23 protein-coding genes and 3 pseudogenes are annotated in these 25,034 nt (G+C 72.6%); 7 read left to right on the top strand and 19 right to left on the bottom strand.

Annotated features, from left to right (window positions below; genetic code table 11):
• Positions 1-122 precede the first annotated feature (122 nt).
• The 9 genes from IXW69_RS01850 to IXW69_RS01810 all read right to left on the bottom strand — a co-directional run bounded on the left by IXW69_RS01850 (position 123) and on the right by IXW69_RS01810 (position 10,010).
• Positions 123-896 (bottom strand): succinate dehydrogenase/fumarate reductase iron-sulfur subunit, encoded by a 774-nt coding sequence (locus IXW69_RS01850; protein ID WP_194784688.1) that lies wholly within the window; start codon positions 894-896, stop codon positions 123-125.
• The gene (locus IXW69_RS01845) at positions 893-2,890 is read right to left on the bottom strand and encodes a fumarate reductase/succinate dehydrogenase flavoprotein subunit (RefSeq protein WP_194784687.1); all 1,998 of its coding nucleotides are present in this window, start codon (positions 2,888-2,890) and stop codon (positions 893-895) included. The genes IXW69_RS01850 and IXW69_RS01845 overlap by 4 nt, the downstream gene beginning before the upstream one ends.
• Before the next feature lie 14 nt (positions 2,891-2,904).
• Positions 2,905-3,624, bottom strand: a complete 720-nt coding sequence (locus IXW69_RS01840; RefSeq protein WP_194784686.1) for a succinate dehydrogenase cytochrome b subunit — start codon at positions 3,622-3,624, stop codon at positions 2,905-2,907.
• Positions 3,625-3,925: 301 nt separating this feature from the next.
• Positions 3,926-4,381 carry a GNAT family N-acetyltransferase gene (locus tag IXW69_RS01835; protein ID WP_228524560.1) on the bottom strand — a complete coding sequence of 152 codons (456 nt, stop codon included), beginning with the start codon at positions 4,379-4,381 and terminating at the stop codon, positions 3,926-3,928.
• 152 nt (positions 4,382-4,533) lie between these two features.
• A complete protein-coding gene (gene tsaB / locus IXW69_RS01830) occupies positions 4,534-5,256 on the bottom strand; it encodes a tRNA (adenosine(37)-N6)-threonylcarbamoyltransferase complex dimerization subunit type 1 TsaB (RefSeq protein WP_194784684.1) in 723 nt (240 codons plus the stop codon).
• A 9-nt stretch (positions 5,257-5,265) separates the two neighbouring features.
• On the bottom strand, positions 5,266-6,231 hold the full coding sequence (locus IXW69_RS01825) for a hypothetical protein (protein ID WP_194784683.1): 966 nt from the start codon (positions 6,229-6,231) through the stop codon (positions 5,266-5,268).
• 58 nt (positions 6,232-6,289) lie between these two features.
• The gene (tsaE, locus tag IXW69_RS01820) at positions 6,290-6,844 is read right to left on the bottom strand and encodes a tRNA (adenosine(37)-N6)-threonylcarbamoyltransferase complex ATPase subunit type 1 TsaE (protein WP_194784682.1); all 555 of its coding nucleotides are present in this window, start codon (positions 6,842-6,844) and stop codon (positions 6,290-6,292) included.
• Between the two features lie 109 nt (positions 6,845-6,953).
• Positions 6,954-8,240 carry an alanine racemase gene (alr, locus tag IXW69_RS01815; RefSeq protein WP_323745128.1) on the bottom strand — a complete coding sequence of 429 codons (1,287 nt, stop codon included), beginning with the start codon at positions 8,238-8,240 and terminating at the stop codon, positions 6,954-6,956.
• A 108-nt stretch (positions 8,241-8,348) separates the two neighbouring features.
• Positions 8,349-10,010 (bottom strand): bifunctional ADP-dependent NAD(P)H-hydrate dehydratase/NAD(P)H-hydrate epimerase, encoded by a 1,662-nt coding sequence (locus IXW69_RS01810; protein WP_194784680.1) that lies wholly within the window; start codon positions 10,008-10,010, stop codon positions 8,349-8,351.
• 90 nt (positions 10,011-10,100) lie between these two features.
• Here IXW69_RS01810 and IXW69_RS01805 point away from each other — a divergent pair, with 90 nt between their 5' ends.
• Positions 10,101-10,487 carry a holo-ACP synthase gene (locus tag IXW69_RS01805; protein WP_194784679.1) on the top strand — a complete coding sequence of 129 codons (387 nt, stop codon included), beginning with the start codon at positions 10,101-10,103 and terminating at the stop codon, positions 10,485-10,487.
• A 140-nt stretch (positions 10,488-10,627) separates the two neighbouring features.
• Here the strand turns inward: IXW69_RS01805 and glmS are convergent, their stop codons facing one another.
• Positions 10,628-12,532, bottom strand: coding sequence for a glutamine--fructose-6-phosphate transaminase (isomerizing) (gene glmS / locus IXW69_RS01800; protein ID WP_194784678.1), 1,905 nt, complete (start codon positions 12,530-12,532; stop codon positions 10,628-10,630).
• 142 nt (positions 12,533-12,674) lie between these two features.
• Here glmS and coaA point away from each other — a divergent pair, with 142 nt between their 5' ends.
• The 5 genes and pseudogenes from coaA to IXW69_RS01780 form a co-directional block, all read left to right on the top strand.
• The gene (gene coaA, locus IXW69_RS01795) at positions 12,675-13,745 is read left to right on the top strand and encodes a type I pantothenate kinase (RefSeq protein ID WP_407646510.1); all 1,071 of its coding nucleotides are present in this window, start codon (positions 12,675-12,677) and stop codon (positions 13,743-13,745) included.
• Between the two features lie 17 nt (positions 13,746-13,762).
• Positions 13,763-14,245, top strand: a pseudogene (locus tag IXW69_RS11475) (Re/Si-specific NAD(P)(+) transhydrogenase subunit alpha); the annotation flags it as partial.
• Between the two features lie 217 nt (positions 14,246-14,462).
• On the top strand, positions 14,463-14,774 hold the full coding sequence (locus IXW69_RS11470; RefSeq protein ID WP_323745114.1) for a proton-translocating transhydrogenase family protein: 312 nt from the start codon (positions 14,463-14,465) through the stop codon (positions 14,772-14,774).
• Entirely contained in the window at positions 14,774-14,923 is a 150-nt protein-coding gene (locus tag IXW69_RS01785) for a hypothetical protein (RefSeq protein WP_194784676.1), read from the top strand. Before IXW69_RS11470 ends, IXW69_RS01785 begins: the two co-directional genes overlap by 1 nt.
• A 79-nt stretch (positions 14,924-15,002) precedes the next feature.
• Positions 15,003-15,807 (top strand): annotated as a pseudogene (locus IXW69_RS01780) (NAD(P)(+) transhydrogenase (Re/Si-specific) subunit beta); the annotation flags it as partial.
• Between the two features lie 74 nt (positions 15,808-15,881).
• Here IXW69_RS01780 and glmM read toward each other — a convergent pair.
• The 4 genes from glmM to IXW69_RS01760 form a co-directional block, all read right to left on the bottom strand.
• A complete protein-coding gene (gene glmM, locus IXW69_RS01775) occupies positions 15,882-17,243 on the bottom strand; it encodes a phosphoglucosamine mutase (protein WP_194784675.1) in 1,362 nt (453 codons plus the stop codon).
• A 213-nt stretch (positions 17,244-17,456) separates the two neighbouring features.
• Positions 17,457-17,954, bottom strand: coding sequence for a 30S ribosomal protein S9 (rpsI, locus tag IXW69_RS01770; RefSeq protein WP_194784674.1), 498 nt, complete (start codon positions 17,952-17,954; stop codon positions 17,457-17,459).
• Between the two features lie 43 nt (positions 17,955-17,997).
• On the bottom strand, positions 17,998-18,441 hold the full coding sequence (gene rplM / locus IXW69_RS01765; RefSeq protein ID WP_194784673.1) for a 50S ribosomal protein L13: 444 nt from the start codon (positions 18,439-18,441) through the stop codon (positions 17,998-18,000).
• 254 nt (positions 18,442-18,695) lie between these two features.
• Entirely contained in the window at positions 18,696-19,730 is a 1,035-nt protein-coding gene (locus IXW69_RS01760) for a tRNA pseudouridine synthase A (RefSeq protein ID WP_194784672.1), read from the bottom strand.
• 71 nt (positions 19,731-19,801) lie between these two features.
• On the opposite strand from IXW69_RS01760, the gene IXW69_RS01755 reads away from it, so the two are divergent.
• Positions 19,802-20,560 carry an ROK family protein gene (locus IXW69_RS01755; RefSeq protein WP_194784671.1) on the top strand — a complete coding sequence of 253 codons (759 nt, stop codon included), beginning with the start codon at positions 19,802-19,804 and terminating at the stop codon, positions 20,558-20,560.
• Between the two features lie 209 nt (positions 20,561-20,769).
• On the opposite strand, the gene IXW69_RS01750 is transcribed toward IXW69_RS01755, so the two are convergent.
• The 5 genes and pseudogenes from IXW69_RS01750 to rpsM all read right to left on the bottom strand — a co-directional run bounded on the left by IXW69_RS01750 (position 20,770) and on the right by rpsM (position 24,949).
• Positions 20,770-21,996 (bottom strand): hypothetical protein, encoded by a 1,227-nt coding sequence (locus IXW69_RS01750; RefSeq protein WP_194784670.1) that lies wholly within the window; start codon positions 21,994-21,996, stop codon positions 20,770-20,772.
• Between the two features lie 464 nt (positions 21,997-22,460).
• A pseudogene (gene rplQ / locus IXW69_RS01745) lies at positions 22,461-22,904 on the bottom strand (50S ribosomal protein L17); the annotation flags it as partial.
• A 30-nt stretch (positions 22,905-22,934) separates the two neighbouring features.
• Positions 22,935-23,936, bottom strand: a complete 1,002-nt coding sequence (locus tag IXW69_RS01740) for a DNA-directed RNA polymerase subunit alpha (RefSeq protein WP_194784668.1) — start codon at positions 23,934-23,936, stop codon at positions 22,935-22,937.
• 166 nt (positions 23,937-24,102) lie between these two features.
• Complete coding sequence (rpsK, locus tag IXW69_RS01735) at positions 24,103-24,504, bottom strand: 30S ribosomal protein S11 (protein ID WP_067942085.1); 402 nt, start codon at positions 24,502-24,504, stop codon at positions 24,103-24,105.
• 70 nt (positions 24,505-24,574) lie between these two features.
• Entirely contained in the window at positions 24,575-24,949 is a 375-nt protein-coding gene (rpsM, locus tag IXW69_RS01730) for a 30S ribosomal protein S13 (protein ID WP_194784667.1), read from the bottom strand.
• Between the last annotated feature and the right edge of the window lie 85 nt (positions 24,950-25,034).

Below are 25,034 nucleotides of genomic sequence, written 5' to 3'. Positions count from 1 at the left end.
GTTCGCAAGCCTAGCCCCTCCCCCGGGCGTCCCGACTCCGGGGTGACAGGGACGACGCGCGAGGGGCGGCCGTCCTCACGGACGGCCGCCCCTCGCGGTGCTGATGGTCGCTTCGGCGGTCCTCAGGCGTGGGCCTTGGTGCCCTTCCAGACGGCGTGGCCGAGGTCGCGGTTGAGGCGCGTGATGACCTCGAGCGGGACGGACTTGGGGCACACCGCGGCGCACTCGCCGATGTTGGTGCAGCCGCCGAAGCCCTCGGCGTCGTGCTGGTTGAGCATGCTCACCACGCGGGGGAGGCGCTCCGGCTGGCCCTGCGGGAGCAGGCCCAGGTGGGAGATCTTCGCGGCGGTGAAGAGCATGGCGGAGGCGTTGGGGCAGGCGGCGACGCAGGCGCCGCAGCCGATGCACGCGGCTGCCTCGAAGGCGGCCTCGGCCTTCTCCTTCTGGACCGGCGCCGAGTGGGCCTCCGGGGCCGCGCCCGTGTTGACGGAGATGTAGCCGCCGGCCTGGACGATGTGGTCGAGGGCTGAGCGGTCGACGATGAGGTCCTTGAGAACCGGGAAGCCGGTCGAGCGGAAGGGCTCGATGGTGATGGTGGAGCCGTCCTTGAAGGACGGGTCCTCGGCCAGGTGGCGCATGTGCAGCTGGCAGGTCGTCGAGCGGATCGGGCCGTGGGCCTGACCGTTGATGACGACGCCGCACTGGCCGCAGATGCCCTCACGGCAGTCCGAGTCGAAGGCGACGGGCTCCTTGCCCTCCTGGAAGAGCTGCTCGTTGAGCAGGTCGAGGACCTCGAGGAAGCTCATGTGCTCCTCGACGCCGGACATCGAGTACTCCTCGAAGCGGCCCTCGGCGTCGCGGTTCTTCTGGCGCCAGATCTTGAGCTTGATGTTCACTTGTAACTCCGCTGCTTGAGCTCGATGTCCTTGTAGATGAGGTCCTCCTTGTGGAGGATCGGCGGCTGGTTCTCGCCGCCCCACTCCCACGCGGCCACGTAGAGGAACTCGTCGTCGTGGCGCAGAGCCTCGCCCTCGGGGGTCTGCGACTCGGCGCGGAAGTGGCCGCCGCAGGACTCGCGGCGGTGGAGCGCGTCGATGCACATGAGCTCGGCCAGCTCGAAGAAGTCGAGCAGGCGGCCCGCCTTCTCCAGGGACTGGTTGAGCTCCATGGCCTCACCGGTCACCTTGCCGTCGCGCCAGAACTCCTCCTTGAGAGCCCGGATCTGCTTGATGGCCTCGCGCAGGCCCTCGTCGCGGCGCTCCATGCCGCAGTACTCCCACATGATGCGGCCGAGGGCCATGTGGAAGTCATCGACGGAGCGGGTGCCCTGGAGCGCCATGAGGCGGTTGATCCGGTCCTCGACGCTCTTGCGGGCCTCGGCGATCTCAGGGGCGTGCGGGTCCGGCTTGCCCTCGCGCAGGGCGTCGGCGAGGTAGTCGTTGAGCGTGTTCGGCAGGACGAAGTAGCCGTCGGCGAGACCCTGCATGAGGGCCGAGGCGCCGAGGCGGTTCGCCCCGTGGTCCGAGAAGTTGGCCTCGCCGGCGACGTACAGGCCGGGGAGGCTGGACTCGAGGTCGTAGTCGACCCACAGGCCGCCCATCGTGTAGTGGACGGCGGGGTAGATGCGCATGGGGACCTCGTAGGGGTCTTCGCCCGTGATGCGCTGGTACATCTCGAAGAGGTTGCCGTACTTGGCGGACACCTGGTCCTTTCCGAGGCGGCCGATGGCCTCGGAGAAGTCGAGGTAGACGCCGCGTCGCATCTCGCGCTCGCCGCCCTCCGGCGAGGTCTCGCGGATGGCGGGTCCGACGCCGCGGCCCTCGTCGCACATGTTCTTCGCCTGGCGAGAGGCGATGTCACGGGGGACGAGGTTGCCGAAGGCCGGGTAGATGCGCTCGAGGTAGTAGTCGCGGTCCTCCTCGGGGATCTCGCGCGGGTCCTTCGAGCAGTCCTCGGCCTTCTTCGGCACCCAGATGCGGCCGTCGTTGCGCAGCGACTCGCTCATGAGGGTGAGCTTGGACTGGAAGTCTCCGGACTGCGGGATGCAGGTCGGGTGGATCTGCGTGTAGCACGGGTTGGCGAAGTAGGCGCCCTTGCGGTGCGCGCGCCAGACCGCGGTGCCGTTGCAGCCCATGGCGTTCGTCGAGAGGAAGAAGACGTTGCCGTAGCCGCCGGTGCACAGTACGACGGCGTCAGCGAGGTGCTCCTCGATCTCGCCCGTCACCATGTTGCGGGCGATGATGCCCTTGGCCTTGCCGTTGATGACGATGAGCTCGAGCATCTCGTGGCGGCGGAACTCCGTGACAGTACCCGCGTGGACCTGGCGCTCGAGCGCCTGGTAGGCGCCGATGAGGAGCTGCTGACCGGTCTGGCCGCGGGCGTAGAAGGTGCGGGAGACCTGGACGCCGCCGAAGGAGCGGTTGTCGAGCAGTCCGCCGTACTCGCGGGCGAAGGGGACGCCCTGGGCGACGCACTGGTCGATGATGTTCGCGCTCACCTCGGCGAGGCGGTAGACGTTGTCCTCGCGGGAGCGGTAGTCGCCGCCCTTGACCGTGTCGTAGAAGAGGCGGTAGGTCGAGTCGCCGTCGTTGCGGTAGTTCTTCGCGGCGTTGATGCCGCCCTGGGCGGCGATGGAGTGGGCGCGGCGCGCGGAGTCCTGGTAGAAGAAGGACTTCACGTTGTAGCCCTGCTCGCCGAGGGAGGCAGCGGCCGAGGCGCCGGCGAGACCGGTGCCGACGACGATGACCTCGAGCTTGCGGCGGTTCGAGGGGTTGACGAGCTTGGCCTCGAACTTGCGCTGCTCCCAGCGGCGGTCGATCGGGACCTCGTGGGGGGCCTTGGTGTCGGCGATCTTCTCGCCAACGGTGTACAGGTCGGTGGTGACAGTCATTTGGTGCGTCTCTCTCAGTGCGTGAGGATGCCGGCGGCCTGCGCGGCCTGGTGGTAGGCGGCGGCGCCCATCGGGGCGTCGACCCAGCCGAGGAGGATGGCCGTCGGGACGATCATGAAGGCGACGAAGACGCCGAAGGCGACGATGAAGGCGATGACGCGGATCGCGGGGACCGTGTTGCGGCGGGTGGCGCCGAGGGTCTGGAGCGCGGACCACACGCCGTGCCAGATGTGCAGGCACAGGGCGGCGAGGGCGACGAGGTAGATGAGGTACACCCACCACTGGTTGAAGCCGTAGTACATGTTCATGTAGGCGCGGCCGTGCTCGTAGTCGCCACCGGCCTGGATGGTCAGGGTGGTGAACTGGAGGATGTGCCAGATGATGAAGAGCAGGAGGATGACGCCGCCCCAACGCATGGTCCGCATCGCGTAGCGGGAGGCGAAGTACTCCGCGCCCGGCTTCTTGACCGCGTACTTGTCCGTGCCGCGCGCCTTCTTGTTGCGCGCCCACAGGTGGAAGGCGCTCCCGGCGTGCAGGACGATGAGCGCGATGAGCACGACGCGCATGATCCACAGGAAGCCGCCGTACGGGAGGATCGGCATGAGGAGCCGGCGCAGGAAGTGCGCGTACTCGTCGTAGGCGATCTCGCCCTCGAAGTAGTGGGTGTTCCCGTAGGCGTGGAAGACGAGGAAGAGCATGAACACGATGCCCGACCACGCCATCAAGCGCTTCATGAACACGGTGGTGCGGTAAGGGGTCCGCTTGCGGGGAGCGGAAACAGTCGAAGAGGCCACGTCCGCAGGTTAGGCAGGAGTGCTGCGCCGATGGTCCTAGATGACAGGGACTGCCGGCGGGCGCGATCCGCGATCCGCGCGATGCCGCGCCAAGACCGGGGCGCGCGCAGCGAGGTCCGCGACGGTGCGCCGGCGTTCGGGCGGAGCCTTGAGCGCCGACCCGCCGTTATTTCGTTACTAAGGCATCAGACAATTCCCAGCGTCGCGGTTCCCCGGACGCCGCAGGCGGGCAGCCGACCGCTCAGACGACCTCCGAGCCCACCGGGCCTGGGCCGCTCGGCACCCGCAGGACCCGCCGCATGACGAGGGCGTCCTCGATCGGGGCGAGGTAGTAGCGCCGCCTGGTCCCGATGCCCTCGAAGCCGTGCGCGGCGTACAGCCGCTGGGCCCCCACGTTCGAGGCGCGTACCTCGAGGAGGACGTCCTCGCAGCCCTGGCCGCCGACGAGCGCCACGAGGTGCTCGAGCATGGCGGAGGCGATCCCACGCCGGCGCGCGGTCGGAACCGTGGCGATGGTGAGGAGGTCGGCGCTCCCCCGGCCGTCCCCGAACCAGGCTCCGGCGTAGCCGAGGACGACGGGCCCGCCCTCGTCACCCGGCTCCTCGACGACGACGTAGGCGCGGTCCGCGCCGGGACCGGCCGCGGCGTCGAGCTCGCCGTCGAGCAGCGCCTGGCTCCAGGCCTCCCCGCCGAACAGCTCGCTCTCGAGGCGCGCGAGCTCCGCGGCGTGGGGGGGGGGGGGGGGGGGGGGGGGGGGGCGCCGGCGGGGGGGGGGGGGGGGGGGGGGGGGGGGGGGGCGGGCGGCCCGATCACCGGGCCCGCCCCCCCCGACGACGGTGGAGGGTGCGCTCACAGGGCTCGCTTGCGGCTCGTGGGAATCTGGACGTCCGCGTGGCGCAGGTAGAGGGGTTCGGTAGAGAGCTCCTCCCCCGCAGCGCGTCGGGCGAGGGCGATGCGCACCTGGGTGCGGGCGTCGCCGGAGACGGGGGCGAGGGTCTCGCGTCCCTGGGCGATCTCGGGGTAGAGGACGGCGCCGGAACCGGCGACGACGTCGGCCTGACCGAGCGCGGCGGCGTCGGTCGGGGCCAGCACCGTGAGGTCGTCGAGGCGCTCCACGTCGTCAGCGCCCTTGGCGCGGTACCGGGCGGCGTAGACCTCCTTGCGACGGGCGTCCGTGACGACGAGGACGGTCGTCGACGCCGCAGCCTCCTGGCCGTCGCGCTCTGCGACGGCGTCGAGCGCGAGGCGGGCGACGGCGTCGAGGCTCGGCACGCCGACGACCTCGATGCCGCGGGCTCGACCGACGGTGCGGGCGGTCACCAGGCCGGCGCGCAGCCCCGTGAAGGGGGCGGGACCGGTAGCGCCGACGACGAGCTCGAGGGTCCCCTCGGCGACGGCGGGCTCGGCGAGAGCGCCGGCGAGCATCGGGCCGAGGGACTCGGCGTGGTGGCGGGAGTCGGACTGCTCGGCGGAGGCGAGGACCTCGAGGGCGGTGCGGCCCTCAGTGCCCGTCCGCGCGTCGCAGACGAGGAGCTGGGTTCCGAGCGAGGAGTCGATGGAGAGGATGCGCACGGGCCCAGACTAGGCCCTCGGCGCCTCTGCACCGGTCTCGGGGGCCGTGGTGCTCGACGCTCCTCGTTCCTCGGTGACGCCCTCGACGGGCTCGGTCCCGCCTGGCTGGGCCTCCCCGGTGCCGACAGCGGTCCCTCCGCCGCGCTCCTGCCGGGCGGTCGGCACGGCCGTGGCGCCCGCCCGGCGGACGGGCGCCCCGGGGACGGCGGTGCGCGGCGAGACCCCGTCGCGCAGGGGAGCCATCACCTGCCGCTCGTGTCGGACGGTGATGACGATGATGCCGATGCCGATGAGGACGACGCCGGCCACGGTGGCCCACACGCTCCAGTCCGAGCCGCTGCTCGGGGCCGTCGTGGCCGTGGTTCCGGCGTCGCCGCGGCTTCGGTCGCGCAGGACGTCGAGGTAGGGACCGACCTCGACCGGCCCGGCGAGCTCGGCCCGGGCCGCCGTGCCGACGGCCGTCACCGTCGAGTCGGCGAGGAGGTACCACGCGCCGTCGTCGGAACGGATGAGCTCGGTCCCGTGCGCGTTCGTGAGGCCGGCGACGGCGCGAGCGACGTCGGCGTCCTGGACGAGCTGCCCGACCGGGGCGGAGCCCGTGGCCGAGACGAGGAGGACGGCCGTCGCCGCGCCGTCGACCGTGACGCTGACGGCCCAGTCGTCGGTGCTCGTCGTCGGGTCGGAGCCTCCGTCGTCGGCGGCGCTCTCGTTCCAGGCTCGCACCGCGACGGGGTCGCCCACGGAGATCCGGGCGTCGGCTCCCACCGCCTGCCGGACGAGGACGAGGCCGTCCTGCGAGGCCCAGCTCGCGACGGCTGCGCGCTGCTCGTCCGGGGTGCTGGCGGCTCGGGCGTCGTCCGAGGCCGTCGTCGCTCCTGTCGACGGCGTCGACGGAGTCGCCGTGGCGGCGAGCGCGGGTGCGGTGGGGGTGAGCAGAGCGGGGCCGGCCAGGACCGCGGCGGCCAGCAGGCGCAACGCCGCTCGTCCCGCGCGCGCCCTCGGCCGGCAGACCCTGCCTGTCATGGTCGAGCGCTCAGCGTGCGAGCGGGCTGAGGTCGACGTCGGCCCAGCGGGGTCCGAGGGCGGTGACGGTGACGGTGCGGCGGCCGTCGTCGACGCCGTCGAGGTCGGTGACGCCGGGCTCGGCGCTCGCGCCCTCGGCGACGAGGCCGCCGTGGGGGCGGGTGACGTCGATCTCGAGGCGGTCCTGGGAGAGTCCCTCGACCTTGTCCTCGCCCCACTCGACGAGGGTGACGGACTCGTCGAGCGAGGAGTCGAGGTCGAGGGCGTCGATCTCCTCGAGCGTGTTGAGCCGGTAGGCGTCGACGTGGATGAGGTCGGGACCGTCGCCGAGCGCGGGGTGGACGCGGGCGATGATGAAGGTGGGGCTGGAGACGCGCCCGCGCACGTCCATGGCGGCGCCGACGCCCTGGGCGAGGGTCGTCTTGCCGGCCCCGAGGCCGCCGGAGAGCATGACGAGGTCGCCGGGGCGCAGGAGTGCGGCGAGGCGCCCGCCGAGGGCGCGGGTGCCGTCGGCGTCGGCCGTCTCGATGACGACGCGGTTGGGGGTGTCCTGGTTCTGGCTCACTGCTGCTCCTGGATGGTGCTGACGGTGGTGACTGTAGCCGCGCGTGGGCCCGGGCACGAACCACGGGCAGCGCGCTGGTGCTCGGAGCGCAGCCCGTGCGCCGGGAGCCTCAGCGCGTCACGGGCTCACCGCCGCCGGTGGGGACGCGCGGGACGCGGGCTCCCAGGCGAGTGACGATCTCGTAGCTGATGGTGCCGCAGACGGCGGCCCAGTCGTCCGCGGTGGGGGTCGCGGAGTCGGCGCCCTCGGCGTGCGGGTCGCCCCACAGGACGGCGGGGTCTCCCGGCGCCGCCGGCGCGGGGACCGCTTCGCCGTCGGGGCCGACTGCGGGGCCGAGGTCGATGACGACCTGGTCCATGCAGACCTTGCCGACGATCGTGGTGCGCAGGCCGCCGACGGCAACGGGACCGGCCGAGGCGGCGGCCCGGGGCAGGCCGTCGGAGTAGCCCAGTGGGACGAGACCGAGCCACCGGTCCGTGGGCGCGGTCCAGGTACCGCCGTAGGACACGGCCTGGCCGGCGGGGATCCGCTTGACCTGGACGAGGGGCGCCTCGACGCGCATGACGGGCCGCAGGCCCAGCTCGGCGGAGGTGGCGACGCTCGGGTCCGGGGACAGTCCGTAGAGGCCGATGCCCGCGCGGACAAGGTCGAGGCGGGTGTCCGGGTGCCACAGGAGGCCACCGGTGGCGGCGAGGTGGCGGACGCGCGGGGCGAGGCCGGCGGCCCTCACGACGTCCTCCGCGTGGCGGAAGCGCTCGAGGTGCTCCTCGGTCGAGCCGGAGCTGGGCTCGTCAGCGCGAGAGAGGTGGGACCACAGGCCGACGACGTCGAGCACGCCCTCCTCCTCGGCTCGGCGGGAGGCTCGTGCGAGGGCGGGGAGGTCGTCGGCCGTCGCCCCAGCGCGTGACATGCCGGTGTCCGCCTTGAGGTGCACGCGGGCCGGGCGTCCCGCGGCGCGCGCGGCGGCGGCGAGGGCCTCGAGCTGGGCGAGGGTGGAGACGGAGAGGTCGATGTCGGCGTCGAGCGCCTGACGGAGCGCGGAGCCGGGCGCCGCCGCCTGCTTCGGGGTGAGGAAGGGGACGAGCCACGCCAGGAGGCGCGGGGAGCGGGGGGTGGTGACGGCGTCGGGGCCGGGCTGGGGGCGGGCGGTGCCGCGGGCGTCGAGGAGGGCGCGCAGGTGAAGGGCCTCGGCGAGCTGGGCGGTGCCGAGCCAGGTGGCGCCGGCGGCGAGGCACGTGGTGGCGACGGCCTCGATGCCGTGCCCGTAGGCGTCGGCCTTGACGACAGCGAGCCAGGGCGTGCCGGCGGTGCGCGCGAGAACCCGGGCGTTGTGGGCGAGGGCGTCGAGGTCGATGACGGCCCGGGAGGTCGCGGCGGCGGGGACGTCGGCGAGCACCTCGGGGTCCGCGGTCGGCTGCGTCGTCGGATCTGCCTGCTGCCCTGTGCTCTGCTCGCTCACGCCGGTCATTGTGGCACTGCGACCGCGCGGGCGGGCGCACCGTGCTCAGACAGCGACCGCCCCGCCGACGCCCCGTCCGGCGTCGTGGAGCCGTCGCCAGGCGACCGGGAGGGCTAGGGCGACGTCCAGGGCGGCGACAGGCCCGCCGTCCGGGGAGGCACCCGTGCGCTCGGCCGCGAGCCGTCCGGCGGTGGCGTGGAGACGGACGGCGAGCGCCGCGACGGCGGCGGGGTCGAGCGCCCGCCGGCCGTTCTCCTCGTCGGCTCGCGCCGCGGCCAGCAGGGCGCCGAGTGTCCCGGCGAGGACGTCGCCGCTGCCGGCGGTGGCGAGCCACCCGGGGCCGGCGTCGAGCGAGAGGAGCGGGGCGCCGTGGCCCGGGTTGGCGCGGGCGACCAGGGTCGGAGTCCCCTTGAGGACGACCGTCGCGCCGGTAAGAGCAGCGAGCCGCTGGGCGGCGGCCGAGGGTGCGGCGTCGACCTCGGAGCGGGTCCGCGCCTCCCCGAGGGCGGTGAGGAGGTCGGCCGCCTCGCCGGCGTGGGGGGTGAGGACGTGGACGGGTGAGCATCGCCGTCCCTCACGGAGAAGCCCGGGCAGGAGCGGGAGGGCGCCGGCGTCGACGACGGCGGGCGCCTCGTCGTCCAGTGCCTCGCCGAGGGCGGTGCGGAGCTCCTCGGTGCGTGCGTGCTCGGGGGAGGTCGGGTCGTCGGTCGGGGCCGTCCCGGGGCCGAGCACGAGGCACTGGCAGCGTCCGGCGGAGGGGACCGCCTCGGGCCGCACGGCGAGGACGAGGTCGACGACGCGACGGGACGCCAGGATCCGGCTCATCCCGGCACCGGCGCGGACCGAGGCGGTGGTCGCCAGGAGGGCGGCTCCCGGGTAGCTCTCGGAACCGGCGAGGAGGCCCACCACGCCGCGCGTGTACTTGTGGTCGGCGTCGCCGGGCACGCGCAGGAGGGCCCCCAGCTCCGCGTCGGAGGGGCGCTCCACGAGCGGCGCGTCCTCGGGCACGGGCAGGCCGAGGTCGACGACGTCGAGGAGGCCGCAGCGCTGGGCCGCGGGAGGGAGGAGGTGAGCGGCGCGCGGGCAGGTGAAGGTGACGGTGCGGTCGGCGACGAGCACGGGACCGGGCAGGGTCCCGTCATCGACGCCGGTGCCGGAGGGCAGGTCGACGGCGAGCACGCGGAAGGGGCGGTGCCCCCGCTCCCCCGCGTCGACGAGAGGAGTCACGAGCGCCGCCGGGAGCGGTCGGAGCGGGCCGGCGGCGCCGATGCCCGTGAGGCCGTCGACGACGAGGTCGGTGCCGGCAGCGAGGGCGGCGGCGTGCTCCGAGGCGTCCTGCTCGCTCACCGCGAGGAGCTCGACGCGCGCCGCTCGGGCGCGCTCGAGAGCGGCCGGGTGCGGGTGCTGCGTCGCGAGGAGCGCGGTGACGCGGCACCCGCTCGCAGCCAGCCGGGCTCCGGCGAGGAGGGCGTCACCCCCGTTGTGACCGCCCCCGACGAGGAGGAGGACGCGGGAGCCGCGGACGGCGCCGCGAGCGAGCCGGAGCTCCTCGGTGGCCGCGAGCGCGAGGGCGTGGGCAGCCGCCTCCATGTAGCGGTCGGTGCCACGGGTGAGGGGCGCCTCGGCACCTCCGATGGCGCCGGCGCGGTGGGCGCGGTGGGGCTCGAGGGTGCGGGGCTCGGTCATGGTCGTGGTCACGGTCGTCATGTCTCCATCATCGCGCGGCCCGCGGCGCACCGCGCCGGGGCCGGCCACGGATGACGCCGGAGGGGCGGCGCCGTCGTGCAGACTGGGGCCGTGATCATCGCCGTCGGGACCGACCTCGTGGACGTGGCGCGCCTGGAGGCGCGGCTGCGCCGGGCGCCGTCGCTGACGGCGCGCGCCCTCACTGCGGAGGAGCTCGAGGTCTGCGCCGGTAGGACCGAGTCGGTGGCGGTCCGTCTCGCTGCCAAGGAGGCCGTCCTCAAGGCGCTCGGGGGCGCCCTGGAGGGTGCGGGGCTCGAGGCACCCGGCGCCTGGTCCCTGCGGGAGATCGAGGTGCGCGGGGGACGCGGCAGCGCGCCGACGCTGCGCCTGAGCGGGGTGACGGCCTCGGTCGCGGCCCGGGTGGGAGCGCACCGCTGGCACCTGTCGCTCGCGCACGACGGCGGTCTCGCTCAGGCCTTCGTCGTGGCGGAGGGCTGAGCGCTCCGACGCCTGACCGCGAGCGCCCTGGTGGGCGCCGTCGGCAGGCGTTGAGGAGCCCCCGCGCCGCGTGGGCGGCACGGGGGCTCGGCGTCGTCGCGGAGCGTCCGACCGTGGCGGTCCCCGGGGCGCTCAGCGAGTCACTCGACGGTGACCGACTTGGCGAGGTTGCGCGGCTGGTCGACGTCGAGGCCCTTGGCCTTGGCGAGTGCCGCCGCGAAGACCTGCAGCGGGACCACCGTGAGCAGCGGCCACATGAGGGTGGGCGCGCGCGGGACGCGGATGACGTCGTCGGCGAAGGGCTCGACGGCGGCGTCGCCCTCCTCCGCGATGACGATGGTGCGGGCGCCGCGGGCGCGGATCTCCTGGATGTTGGAGATGACCTTGTCGTGCAGCACGGGCCGGCGCGGGGTGGGCACGATGACGAAGACCGGCAGGCCGTCCTCGACCAGAGCGATCGGACCGTGCTTGAGCTCGCCGGCCGCGAAGCCCTCGGCGTGGACGTAGGCGAGCTCCTTGAGCTTGAGCGCGCCCTCGAGGGCGACCGGGTAGCCGACGTGACGGCCGAGGAAGAGGAAGGAGTCCTTGTCCGCGAGCTCCGCGCCGAGGGCCTTGACCGCCTCCTCCTCGGTGTCGAGGAGGTGCTGGATCTTGTCCGGCATCCGCTCGAGGTTCTCGAGGTACTCGGCGACCTCGTCGGGCCACTTGTTGCCGCGCAGCTGCGCCAGGTAGAGGCCGAGGAGGTAGCAGGCGGTGATCTGGGCGAGGAAGGCCTTCGTCGAGGCGACGGCGACCTCGGGTCCGGCGTGCGTGTAGAGGACCGCGTCGGCCTCGCGCGCGATGGTCGAGCCGTAGGTGTTGACGATGGCGAGGACCTTGGAGCCCTGCTCGCGGGCGTGGCGGACCGCCTGGATCGTGTCCATGGTCTCGCCGGACTGGGAGATGGCGACGGTGAGGGTCTTCTCCGAGACGATGGGGTCGCGGTACCGGAACTCGTGGGCGAGCTCGATCTCGACGGGGACGCGGCACCAGTGCTCGATGGCGTACTTGGCGACGTGGCCGGCGTAGGAGGCGGTGCCGCAGGCGATGACGATGATCTTGTCGACGCTGCGCAGGACCGCGGGGTCGATGCGCATCTCGTCGAGGACGAGCTCGCCCTTCTCGTCGACGCGGCCGCGGAGGGTGTCGGCGACGGCGGTGGGCTGCTCGTGGATCTCCTTGTCCATGAAGGTCTCGTAGCCGCCCTTGACCGCGGCGGAGGCGTCCCAGGAGACCTCCCAGGTGCGGGGCTCGACGACGGTGCCGTCGGCGTCCCAGACGGTGACCTCGTCGGCGGTGATGCGCAGGACCTGGTCGTCGTCGACCTCGGCGGCGCGCTTGGTGAAGGCGACGAAGGCGGCGACGTCGGAGCCGAGGAAGTTCTCGCCCTCGCCCAGGCCGATGACGAGGGGGCTGGAGCGGCGGGCGGCGACGATGACGCCCGGGGCGAGCGGCGTGACCGCGAGGAGGGAGAAGGCGCCCTCGAGGCGCCTGGTCACGGCCAGCATGGACTCGACGAGGAGGTCGGCGACGACGTCGTGGGTGAGGGCCGTGCCCTCGTTCTCGGTCGCGTCGAGCCGGGCGGCGAGGTCGAGGTCGAGGACGTGGGCGGCGACCTCGGTGTCCGTGTCGGACAGGAGGACGCGACCGGCCTCCTCGACCTCCGCGCGCAGCGGGCGGAAGTTCTCGATGATGCCGTTGTGGACGACGGCGAGGTTTCCGGCGCGGTGCGGGTGGGCGTTCTCGGTGGTGGGGCCTCCGTGGGTGGCCCAGCGGGTGTGCCCGATGCCGGAGACGGCCGGAGCCGGCGGGTTCTCCGCGAGGGCGGCCCGCAGGTTGTCAAGCTTGCCGGCGGACTTGACGACGTCGAGGCCCTCAGGGCCGACGAGCGCGACGCCCGCGGAGTCGTAGCCGCGGTACTCGAGGCGCCCCAGTCCGTCCATGAGGACGGTGAGGGAGCGGTCGGAGGGTGACAGGGGGCCGACGTGGCCGACGATTCCGCACATGGGGATGATCGAAGCATGAGCGGAGCGTGCGCTCAATGACTGCCCCGCGCGCGTTGCGCTCACGATCGTGAGGTCTCGGGCGCACCTGCGCGGACCTGCTCGGTTGCACTCCTCGTGGCGCGGGATGCGTCAGACTGGTGCGGTGACTTCCGCGCGCCACGCCCCGGACCGCCCCACCGCCTCCCCCGCCCCGGGCCGGACGGCAGCACCCTTGAGCCCCACCCCGTACGTCGAGCTCTCGCGCGACCAGTGGCGCTCGCTCGCACGGACGGCGCCCCTGCCGCTGACCCAGGCGGACGTCGAGAAGCTCCGAGGCCTCGGCGACCCCATCGCCCTACCCGAGGTTGACGTCGTCTACCGCCCCCTCACCGCGCTCCTCGAGGACTACATCACGGCGACCCGCGAGCGCGGGCGCCGCACGTCCCGGTTCCTCGGCGTCGACGTCCCACCGACCCCCTTCATCATCGCCGTGGCCGGGTCGGTGGCCGTGGGCAAGTCGACGACGGCGCGCCTCATCGCCCACCTCCTCCGCCGGTTCCCGGGGACGCCCCGCGTCGACCTCGTGACGACCGACGGCTTCCTCCTGCCCAACGCGGTGCTCGAGGAGCGGGGCCTCACGGCGCGGAAGGGCTTCCCGGAGTCCTACGACCGGCGCGCCCTGCTCGACTTCGTCTCCTCGGTCAAGTCCGGGGCGGCGCGGGTGGAGGCTCCCGTGTACTCCCACAAGGTCTACGACGTCGTCCCCGGGGAGTCGATCACGGTGGAGCGTCCCGACGTCCTCGTCCTCGAGGGCCTCAACGTCCTCCAGCCGGCCCCGCGCGGGAGGCAGGCGCTCGAGGTCGAGGAGGCGGCCGTCTCGGCGCCGTCGGTCTCCGGGGTGCCCGGCGCCCGGATCAGCTCCTCCGCCCTGGCGGTGAGCGACTTCATCGACTTCTCGATCTACGTCGACGCCGACCCCGAGCACATCCGGCGCTGGTACCTCGACCGCTTCCTCACGCTCAAGCACACCGCCTTCGAGGACCCCGAGTCCTACTTCCAGCGCTACGCCTCGGTCCCCGACGACGTCGCCCTGACGGCCGCGAACGAGGTCTGGGAGTCGGTCAACCTCACGAACCTGCGGGAGAACATCGCGCCGACGCGCGGGCGCGCGACGCTGGTCCTGCACAAGGACGAGCACCACCACGTCTCCAAGGTGCTCCTGCGCAAGGCCTGACAGGCGCGGCCCACCCGATGGGCGCTACCGTCCACGGCACTGACGTCCGGCCGGAGGCCGCCGAGCAGGTCGAGTCCATGGGAGCCCAGTTCGTGCCGCTCAGCGCCGCCCAGGAGGTCTCCAGCGACGGCTACGCCAAGGAGATGACGGGCGACCAGGCAGCCTCAGCAGCCGTCGTCTACGCGCGCGAGGCCGCCGAGGCCGACATCGTCATCACGACCGCCGCCGTCCCCGGGCGCCGGGCCCCTCTGCTCCTGGACGCCGACGCGCTCGCCGGCATGCGGCCCGGCGCCGTCGTCGTCGACATGGCCGCCGCGACGGGCGGCAACACCGCGCTCACCGTCGCCGGCACCACGACCACGACCGGGACCGGCGTCATCATCGTCGGCGCGACCGACCTCGCCTCGCGCCTGCCGGAGCAGTCCACCCAGCTCTACGCGCAGAACCTCGTCAACCTGCTCACCCTCATGTCGCCGGGCAAGGACGGCGAGCTGGTCGTCGACCTCGATGACCAGCTCGTCCGCGGCATCGCCGTCTGCCACGGCGGGGAGGCCCTGTGGCCGCCGCCGCCCGTCACCGTGAGCGCCGCGCCCGCAGCCGCGGCGCCGCCCCCCCCCCCGGGAGGCCGAGCGGGCGCAGGCGGCGGCCGGGGCCGAGCAGGCGGCGAGCGCGGCCCGTGCCCGCCGGACCCGGCTCGTCTGGGCGACGGTCGGCGTCGTGCTGCTCGTCGCGCTCGTGCTCGCCACTCCCCCAGCGGCGGCCGGGAGCTACGTGGTGCTGCTTCTCGCCGTCGTCGTCGGCTTCCACGTCATCACGAACGTCACCCACTCGCTGCACACACCGCTCATGAGCGTGACCAACGCGATCTCCGGCATCATCCTCGTCGGCGCGATCCTCCAGATCGGCTCCGAGCACCTCGCGGTGACGATCCTCAGCTTCCTCGCGATCATCGTCGCCTCGATCAACATCTTCGGCGGGTTCACCGTGACCCACCGGATGCTCGCCATGTTCAGGAGGGCTGACAGCTGATGGTCACCGGATCCGTTCTCACCACAGCCCTCGCCGCCCCTGTCGGGAGCGCGCCGATCGGCGTTCCCAGCCTGCCCGTCCTGCCCTCGCGGACCGCGAGCACGGGGCTCGTCGACCTGCTCGCCTCACGTGGGACGAGCCTGGCGTAACTCGTCGCGGCGCTCCTGTTCATCGTGGCGCTCTCCGGTCTGTCCCGGCATGAGACGGCCCAGCGCGCAGGCTCGAGCGCTCGGCGCCTTCATCGGCGGCGTCACGCTCACGGGCTCGATCATCGCCTACCTCAAGCTTTCCGCGCGGATCAAGGGCGCTCCCCTCACGCTGCCGGGTCGCAACTGGCTCAACCTCGGGGCGCTCGTCGTCAGCGCCCTCCTCATGGTCGTCCTCCTGCGCGTCGAGGAGGGCTCCGCGCTGTCGTGGATCGCGCTCCTGCTCATGACGGTCGTCGCGCTCGCGCTCGGGCTCCACCTCGTCGCCGCGATCGGCGGAGGCGACATGCCCGTCGTCGTCTCCATGCTCAACTTGTACTCCGGGTGGACGGCGGCGGCCGCCGGCTTCATGCTGAGCAACTCGCTGCTCATCATCACCGGGGCGCTCGTGGGCTCCTCGGGCGCCTACCTGTCCTGGATCATGTGCCAGGCGATGAACCGGTCCTTCACCTCGGTCATCCTCGGCGGCTTCGGCGCGGACACCTCGTCCGCGGGCGCAGGCGGGGCGGCGCAGGACCAGGGCGAGGTCGCCCCCATCGACGCCGAGGGAGTCTCCCAGCTCCTCGCAGACGCCCGCAAGGTCGTCATCACCCCCGGCTACGCCATGGCAGTCGCCCAGGCGCAGTACCCGGTAGCGACGCTCACCGATCGCGGGCATGCCGGTGCTCAGGGTGTGGGAGTCAAGGCGCGTCATCGTCTTCAAGCGCTCGATGGCCGCGGGCTACGCGGGAGTCCAGAACCCGCTGTTCCTCAAGGACAACACCTCGATGCTCTTCGGGGACGCCAAGGAGACCGTCGAGGCCATCATCCGGGCCCTGCCCGCGTAGACGGCGCCCCGGAAGCCCACAGGATCGACGAGGGGCCCCACCGCGGTCGGTGGGGCCCCTCGTCGATCCTCAGCTCAGAGGCTGAGCTCAGCCTTCACGACCTCGGCGAGCTCGCCGGCGACGGCGTCGGCCTCCTCCTGCGTGGCGGCCTCGACCATGACGCGGACGAGGGGCTCGGTGCCCGAGGGGCGCAGGAGGACGCGGCCGGTCTCACCCAGGCGCGCCTCCGCAGAGGCGACGGCGTCCTGGACGGCCTTGTTGGTGCCCGCCGCGGCCTTGTCGACGCCCTTGACGTTGATGAGGGTCTGCGGGAGACGCTGGACGATGGAGGCGAGCTCCTTGAGGCTCTTCCCGGTGCGCTTCATGCGCGCCGCGACGCGCAGCGAGGTGAGGACCCCGTCGCCGGTGGTGGCGTGCAGCGAGTCGATGACGTGGCCGGACTGCTCACCGCCCAGCGTGTAGCCGCCCTGGAGCATCTTCTCGAGGACGTAGCGGTCGCCGACGCCGGTCTGCACGGTGCGGATGCCGTGCTCCTTCATAGCGAGGATGAGGCCGAGGTTGCTCATGACGGTGACGACGAGGGTGTCGGAGCCGAGCGTCCCGTCCTCCTTCATGCCGACGGCGAGGAGACCCATGATCTGGTCGCCGTCGACGAGAGTGCCCTCGGCGTCCACGGCCAGGCAGCGGTCGGCGTCTCCGTCGTAGGCCACGCCCATGTCCGCGCCGACGAACTGGACGTACTGCTGGAGCTGCTCGGGGTGGGTGGAGCCGCAGGCGTCGTTGATGTTGAGGCCGTCCGGCGAGGCGTTGATGACGATGACCTCGGCTCCGGCGGCGCGCAGGGCGGCGGGGCCGACGTTGCTGGCGGCGCCGTTGGAGGCGTCGACGACGATGCGCAGGCCGGACAGGTCGGTGGCGACGGAGTCGACCAGGTGGTTGATGTAGTTCTGGTCGGCGACCGTCTCACCCTTGATGACGCGGCCGACACCGTCGCCGGTGGGCAGGTCGGCGACCTTGCCGAGCAGGGACGCGATCTCGTCCTCGACGGCGTCGTCGAGCTTGTAGCCGCCACGGGCGAAGAACTTGATCCCGTTGTCCTGGAAGGGGTTGTGGGAGGCGGAGATGACGACACCGAGGTCGATGTCCTGGGTGGCCGTCAGGTGAGCGATTGCCGGGGTCGGCAGGATGCCGACGCGGGTGACGTCGACACCGGAGGAGGCGAGGCCGGCGCTGATGGCGTGGTCGAGGAACTCCCCGGAGGCGCGGGTGTCGCGGCCGACGATGGCACGCGGACGACCGGTGCGGGAGCGCTTCGAGGCGGGGGTGTCGCGGGTGAGGACCTTCGCGGCGGCCTCACCGAGCTGGACCGCGAGCGCGGGCGTGAGCAGGTCGTTGGCCAGTCCGCGCACGCCGTCGGTGCCGAAGAGTCGAGCCATGGGTTCCGTTCCTCCTGTAAGTGGGCTGGGGCCATCATCCCACGCGCATCGCGCGGAGCCTGCGAGTCACTGGGGCCTCACCTGTGCGCGTCGCCCGGCGCGGTCGCGGGTGACCGCCGTGCGAGCACGACGACGCCCCGCCGACCGCCGTCCTGAGGACGGGGTGGGCGGGGCGCCGTGAAGGGCTGGGTGCCGAGCGAACCCGGCGCGAGATCAGCGCTTGGAGTACTGCGGGGCGCGGCGAGCCTTGTGCAGACCGGCCTTCTTGCGCTCGACGATGCGGGCGTCGCGGGTGAGGAAGCCGGCCTTCTTGAGCGTCGGGCGGTTGGCCTCACGGTCGATCTCGTTGAGGGCGCGGGAGATGCCGAGGCGCAGGGCGCCGGCCTGGCCGGAGATGCCGCCGCCGTCGATGCGGGCGATGACGTCGAAGCGGCCCTCGAGGTCGAGCAGGGCGAAGGGGGCGCGCACGAGCTGCTGGTGCAGCTTGTTCGGGAAGTAGTCCTCGAGCGTGCGGCCGTTGAGCGTCCACTGGCCGGTGCCGGGGACGAGACGGACGCGAGCAACGGCCTCCTTGCGGCGGCCCAGGCCGGCGCCGGGGGCGGTCGCGGACTGGCCGCGGCCCTCGACGGAGGCTCCGTCGGTCTCAGTGGTGTAGCTGGAGGGGGCGTTCTCCTCGTCCAGCGCGTCGATGTCGACAGTGGTCTCAGCCACGATATGTCCTTTGCTTGTCGCGGGGTGCCGAGCGCCGGGGCGCTTACTGGGCGACCTGGTTGATCTCGAAGGCCTGCGGGTTCTGCGACGCGTGCGGGTGCTCCGCACCGGCGTAGACCTTGAGCTTCTTCAGCTGGGCACGGCCGAGCTTGGTGTGGGGCAGCATGCCCTTGACGGCCTTCTCGACGGCGAGCTCGGGGCGGGTGGCCAGCAGCTCGCTGTACGGGGTCGCGGTGAGACCGCCCGGGTGGTTCGAGTGACGGTAGGCGATCTTCTTGTCCGCCTTGCCGTTGGTGAGGGCGACCTTGTCGGCGTTGATGATGACGACGTAGTCGCCGGTGTCCGCGTTCGGGGCGAACTGGGGCTTGTGCTTCCCACGGAGCAGGGTCGCGGCCTGGGCCGCGAGGCGGCCGAGGACGACGTCAGTGGCGTCGATGACGTACCAGTTCTTCTCGACGTCGCCGGGCTTCGGTGTGTACGTGCGCACGGGCGTTGCCTTCGTTTCTCTTGGCGAGTGGACGCGCCGATCGAGCGTTGAAGCGTCGCTGTTCGGCGAGACCACCATGGTCAGGTGAGTGGTCGGAGCACTGGCGATCCGGGGCGAGTGGGACGGCACCGCGGACGCGCAACCTCGTGCTGCACGACGATTGCCCACCATACCGGCGCCGCTGCGGGAGGGTCAAAGGATGGAGCGCCGACGGCGGGGTGAGTCCCGCCACGCGAGCCCGTTCCCCCAGTCCCTCAGCAGCCGCAGTCCCCTCCGGGCAGGCTCCGCACAATCCGGGCGCGCTTGGCCTGGGCGGCGAGCTCGTCGTCCGGCGGGTAGGAGACGGCATCGAGGGTGAGACCGTGGGGCGGCGCGACGGGTGCCGCGCCGTCGCGGCTGCGGGCGGCGAGCAGGTCGCCTGGCCACGAGGACGGACGACGTCCCTGGCCGACGGCGAGCCCGGCGCCCACGAGGGACCGCACCATCGAGTGGCAGAAGGCGTCGGCGACGACCGTGAGGGTGACGAGCCCGGCGTCCGCGCCCGAGGTCTCCCGGCGCCACTCGAGACGTTTGAGGGTGCGGATGGTGGTGGCGCCCTGGCGGGGCTTGCAGTAGGAGAGAAAGTCGTGCTCGCCCTGCAGGGGCGGGGTCGAGGCCGCCATGGCGCCGACGTGGAGCGGGTCGGGGACCCACAGGACCTGCCCGCGGCGGGCGGGATCGCGCGGCGCCGCCGGGCGCCCCTCCCCCGCGCCGTCGGCGATCCGGTAGACGTACCGGCGCTCGAGGGCTGAGAAGCGCGCGTCGAAGCCGGCGGGTGCGAGCCCTGCCGCGGTGACGACGAGGTCGGAGGAGCCCCTCGGGACGGCGCCGAGGCCGTGGGCCCCGCTGGAACCGGCCGCCTCGCGCGCGAGGACGCCGGCGAGACGTGTCAGGAGGGCCTTCCCGGGCGCTCGGTCTGAGCGGCCGGGCAGGCGCTCCCACGCGGCCCTACTGAGGTCGACGTGGGCGACCTGAGCCGCGGCGTGGACGCCGGAGTCGGTGCGCCCGGCGACGGTGAGGCGGACGGGTTCACGCAGGACCGTGGTGAGGGCGGTGGTGAGGACGCCCTCGACGGTGCGCAGTCCTGGCTGGGCCGCCCAGCCGGCGAAGGCGGTTCCGTCGTAGGCGAGGTCGAGACGGACCCGGAGCCGCTCACCTTCCGGGTCCACGGGGGCGCGCACGGCCCTGTCCGCCGCCGCGGCGGCACTCGCGCCCCAGGGCAGGGCGTCGGGCTCGTTCTGCTCGCTCATGCCTCCCATTCGATCACGCCCGGGACGCCCCCTCGCCGCGGGTCGGGGTCCGAGGCGGTAGCGTCGTGCGGGTGACCACGACCTCCACGCTCTCCGTCGACTGCGGCGGCGGCGGCATCAAGGCCTCCGTCCTCGACGCGGAGGGCACGATGACCTCCCGTGCCGTCCGCACCCCCACGCCCTACCCCTTGCCGCCGACGAAGCTCGTCGACACGATCGCGGGGCTCGCCGAGCAGCTTCCGGGGGCCGACCGGGTGACGGTGGGCATGCCGGGCATGATCCGCCACGGGGTCGTCGTCGCGACACCGCACTACATCACGAAGGACGGGCCGCGCTCCCGCGTACTCCCCGATCTCGTCGACGAGTGGTCGCACTTCGACATGGGACGTGCCGTCACGGAGCGCCTGGGCGTGCCCGCGCTCGTGCTCAATGACGCCGAGGTCGCGGGCGCCGGGGTCGTCACCGGGCACGGGCACGAGATGATCGTGACCCTCGGGACGGGTCTCGGCAACGCCGTCTTCGACAACGGCGTGCTGGCCCCGCACGTCGAGGTCTCCCAGGGCCCGGTGCGCTGGGGACTCACCTACGACGACTACATCGGCGAGCACGAGCGCCTCCGCCTGGGGGACGCGCACTGGTCGCGCCGGGTCCGCCGCGTCGTCGAGGCGCTGCGCCCCATGTACATGTGGGACCGCCTCTACCTGGGCGGGGGCAACTCCCGTCGCATCACCCCGGCGCAGCTGGCCCGGATCGGCGACGACGTCGTCGTCGTGCCCAATGAGGCCGGGATGACCGGCGGTGCCCGCTGCTGGGCCATGACGCGCGCCTGAACCGCCTGCCGCCGCTGCGCTGGACGTGCCGACCGCGGCCAGGGACGCCGCAGCCGTGTCTCCGCACCGGGATGACGGGCGCTGCGGCCGAACCATGACGAGGCCGCCGCATCCGTTCCTGGTACTCAGAACGCCGAGGGGCCCGGCACCGGTTGATTCGGTGCCGGGTCCCTCTGCGTCATCCGGCGCTCAGGCCGACGCGCCCGGTGTCAGGCACGGCGACGAGACACGGCCACCGCGGAGGCTCCGGCGCCCAGGGCCGAGACGGCAGCCAGCCTGAGGCCCGCGTCGGCTCCGGTGTGAGCGAGGGACTGCCGCGAGGTCGACGCGGACCCCGGAGTCGTGGTGGTCGTGCCGTGCGCGGCCGAGGGCGTGACGCAGCCGGCTGTCCGGGCCGTCGTGCCGGTGGCGGCGGGACCTGAGGCGCTCGGCGTCGTCGGGGCGGAGGCAGAGCCCGAGGCGGCGGACCCGGCAGCGGTGGACGGGGCGGCTGTCGTCGAGGCGCAGGCCGACGGCGTGGCGGAGGCGCTCCGCGCCGCGGGGGCGAAGCCGTTCAGCCTTGCGGAGGTGGAACGGGTCGGCGTGGCGGTGGCGGACTCGCTCGGCGTCGCCGACGGGGTGGCGGAGGCGGTCTCGGCCGGCGTCGGGCTGGCGACCGGGGTCGCCGCCCCCGTGGCCCATCCCTCGCCCTGCGCGGTGGCCTGAGCGGTGCCCGTGAAGGACACGCCGTTGACCGACGCCGTGTTCGTCGCGGAGTCGGCGGTCGTCGTCGACGTGACGGTGACCCGGCAGACCGTGGTCGTGGCGGGTGCGGTGAAGGAGGCTGTTCCGTCACCGATGACCGCGGCGGGCGTCGGGGCGTAGGCGTCGTCCCAGGATCCGTCCGTGCTGCTGACGCCGACCACCGTGGTGCCCGGGTCGGAAACGGTGTAGCTGGTCGAGCCGGTGACCTTGACCGCCCACTGGAACTCATTGGTGCCGTCCGCGAGGGGCTCCTTGAACCACCCGTGCTTCGAGTCCGTCGTCGAGGGCTCGAGGGGGGTGACCCCGCCGCAATCGGCGTTGCTGAGACCGTCGCCGTCGCTGTCCCCGGGTACGAGGTCGTAGGTGATGCCGCTGGCGGTGAGGGTCGACGAGGTGCGCCCGACGAGCGCGTCGGTGATCTGCCCGTAGGCGGTGACGCCGCCCTGCAGGGTGTCCCAGTTCTCAGCGTTCTTGTTCAGCGTGCAGACGAGGTCCGACGAGCTCCCAGCGGCGATGCACGTGCCGACTGACTGCTTGGTGGTCTGCGCCGTGAGCGAGAAGGCGACGCCGGCGGGCCAGCGCAGGCCCTCGCCGAGGGTGAGCGTGAAGGTCTGCCCCTCCTTCGGCGAGCTAGCGGTCCAGTCCGCCGACACGGCGACCGTCGACCACTCCTGCGAGGACGCACTCGTCACCGTGACGTTGGAGACGCAGACCTCGTCCGCCGCGGCAGCGGGAGCGGATGAAGACGCGACGACCGGATGGGGGCGACGACGAGCGCGAGTGCCGCGGTCGAGGTGAGGGTGTTCTTGAGAAGCTTCACGAGGGTCTCCATGGGACACGGAGGTTGGATACCTCGAGGCTAGGAGGACGCTGGCCCGCGTGGGTCCGCTGCCGTGCCGCACCCCACCCGCACCCGGACCGTGCGCCCCCCAAGGCGGTCGTGATCCCGGACGCAGGGAGGCGCTGTCGAACCCCTGCAGTCCCTGGCGTGCTCACCGTCGAGGGGCGCGACGGCCACGGCCGGCTCTGACGTCTCCCGTGTGCCCCTGCCGACCGCGTCGTCATGACGACGCGGCGCCCGCCGTCCCCGAGGGGACGGCGGGCGCCGCGTGCGGTGCTCGGACCGTTGACCGGCTCAGGCCTCAACCTTCTGGGCCTCGGCGTCGGGGGCCTCGGTGACGGCGGCGTCGGCGGCCTTCCTGGCGGTCTCGACGGCGTCCTGGACGACCTCCTTCTTGGCGACCGGCTCGAGGACGAGGGAGATGACGGCCATGGAGGCGTTGTCGCCCTTGCGCGGCGCGGTCTTCACGATGCGGGTGTAACCGCCGTCGCGGCCCTCGAACTGGGGAGCGAGCTCCTCGAAGAGGCGGTACACGGCCTGCTTGTCCGTGACCTTCTTGAGAACGGTGCGACGGGCGTGGAGGTCGCCGCGCTTGCCCTTGGTGATGAGCTTCTCGACGTAGGGGCGCAGGCGACGGGCGCGGGCCTCAGTGGTCGTGATGGACTCGTGGATGAAGAGCTGCGTGGCCAGGTTGGCCAGCATGTGGCGCTCGTGCTGGGCGGAGCCGCCCAGGCGGGGTCCCTTGGTGGGGCGAGGCATTGTTGTCTCCTAGTAGAAAGGCGAGCGGGCTCAGGCCTGCTGCTCGTCGCTGAACGTGGGGTTGGTGTAGTCGTCCTCCGAGACGTAGTCGACCGGGGAGCCCTTGAGGGACAGCCCCAGCTCGGCCAGCTTCTCCTTGATCTCGGAGATGGACTTGGCACCGAAGTTGCGGATGTCGAGGAGGTCCGCCTCGCTGCGCGCGACGAGCTCACCGACGGTGTGGATGCCCTCGCGCTTGAGGGCGTTCGAGGAGCGGGCCTGCAGGTCGAGCTCGTCGATCATGAGGGCGAGGTCCTGCTGGAGGGCCTGGTCCATCGGGGACGGGCCGACCTCGATGCCCTCGGCCTCGACGTTGAGCTCGCGGGCGAGCCCGAAGAGCTCGACGAGCGTCTTGCCGGCGGAGGCCAGCGCGTCGCGCGGGGTGATCGAGGCCTTCGTCTCGACGTCAACGACGAGGCGGTCGAAGTCCGTGCGCTGCTCGACACGGGTGGCCTCAACGGCGTAGGAGACCTTCTTGACCGGCGAGTAGATCGAGTCCACGGGGATCCGGGAGATCTCCGCGTTCGGGTCCTTGTTCTGGTTGGCGGAGACGTAGCCGCGGCCGCGCTCGACCGTCAGCTCGATCTCCAGCTTGCCCTTCTCGTTGAGAGTGGCGATGACAAGGTCCTCGTTGTGGATCTCGACGCCGGCGGGCGGGGTGATGTCACCGGCGGTGACGACGCCCGGGCCAGCCTTGCGCAGGTACATGACGACCGGCTCGTCGTTCTCCGAGGAGAGGACGATCTCCTTGATGTTGAGGATGATCTGGGCGACGTCCTCCTTGACCCCGGCGATGGTGCGGAACTCGTGGGGCACGCCGTCGATACGGACGCTGGTCACGGCCGCGCCCGGGATGGACGACAGCAGCGTGCGGCGCAGGGAGTTGCCGAGCGTGTAGCCGAAGCCGGGCTCGAGGGGCTCGATGACGAACCGCGAGCGGCGGTCCTCCTCGATGACCTCCTCGGAGAGAGTGGGTCGCTGTGCGATGAGCACTGAAGGTTTCCTTTCGTCGCGACGCCCGCTATATGACGTCGTTCCTCATGGGTGGGCGGGCGGCCGGAGGAGCCCGGGCCTCCGCCCGCGCGCGCCCCGGTGGGGCGGGCGCGCTGGGGCCGACGCCGTCAACGCGCGGTGGCGGGGCGGCGTCGGCCTCGTTGTCTCAGACGCGGCGGCGCTTCGGGGGGCGGCAGCCGTTGTGGGCCTGGGGGGTGACGTCCGTGATGGAGCCGACCTCGAGGCCGGCGGCCTGGAGAGAGCGGATCGCGGTCTCACGGCCGGAGCCCGGACCCTTGACGAAGACGTCGATCTTCTTCATGCCGTGCTCCTGCGCGCGACGGGCAGCGGCCTCGGCGGCGAGCTGAGCGGCGTACGGCGTGGACTTGCGGGAGCCCTTGAAGCCGACCTGGCCGGAGGAGGCCCAGGCGATGACGGCGCCGGTCGGGTCCGTGAGGGACACGATCGTGTTGTTGAAGGTGGACTTGATGTAGGCGTGACCGTGAGTGACGTTCTTACGGTCCTTGCGGCGCGGCTTGCGCACGGCGGAACGGGACTTGGCAGGCATGTTTCCTTCTTCTGCGATGAGGTCGTCGATCCACGGCGGGCCCCGGGGGCCCGGCGTCGTGGACTACTGCTTACTTGGCCTTCTTCTTACCGGCCACGGTGCGCTTGGGACCCTTGCGCGTGCGCGCGTTGGTCTTGGTGCGCTGACCGTGCACCGGGAGGTGACGGCGGTGGCGCAGGCCCTGGTAGCAGCCGATCTCGATCTTGCGGCGGATGTCCGCCTGGACCTCGCGGCGGAGGTCGCCCTCGACCTGGTAGCTGGAGTCGATGTGGTTGCGGAGCTTGACGAGGTCGTCCTCGGTCAGGTCCTTGACGCGGGTGTCGGGGTTGACCCCGGTCGCCGCGAGGGTCTCGTCCGCGCGCGTGCGGCCGATCCCGAAGATGTAGGTGAGTGCGACCTCGACTCGCTTCTCGCGAGGCAGGTCGACACCGGAAATGCGTGCCACGGTGTGGTTCTCCTGTGTGCTCCCGGAGGTCGTCGCCCACCTCCCCCGCCTTCCTTCACCGGCGGCCCCGGCCTCCAGGAACCAG

Source organism: Actinomyces haliotis (assembly GCF_015355765.1).
Lineage (GTDB): Bacteria > Actinomycetota > Actinomycetes > Actinomycetales > Actinomycetaceae > Actinomyces > Actinomyces haliotis.
This window is presented reverse-complemented; position numbering and strand designations above follow the sequence as displayed.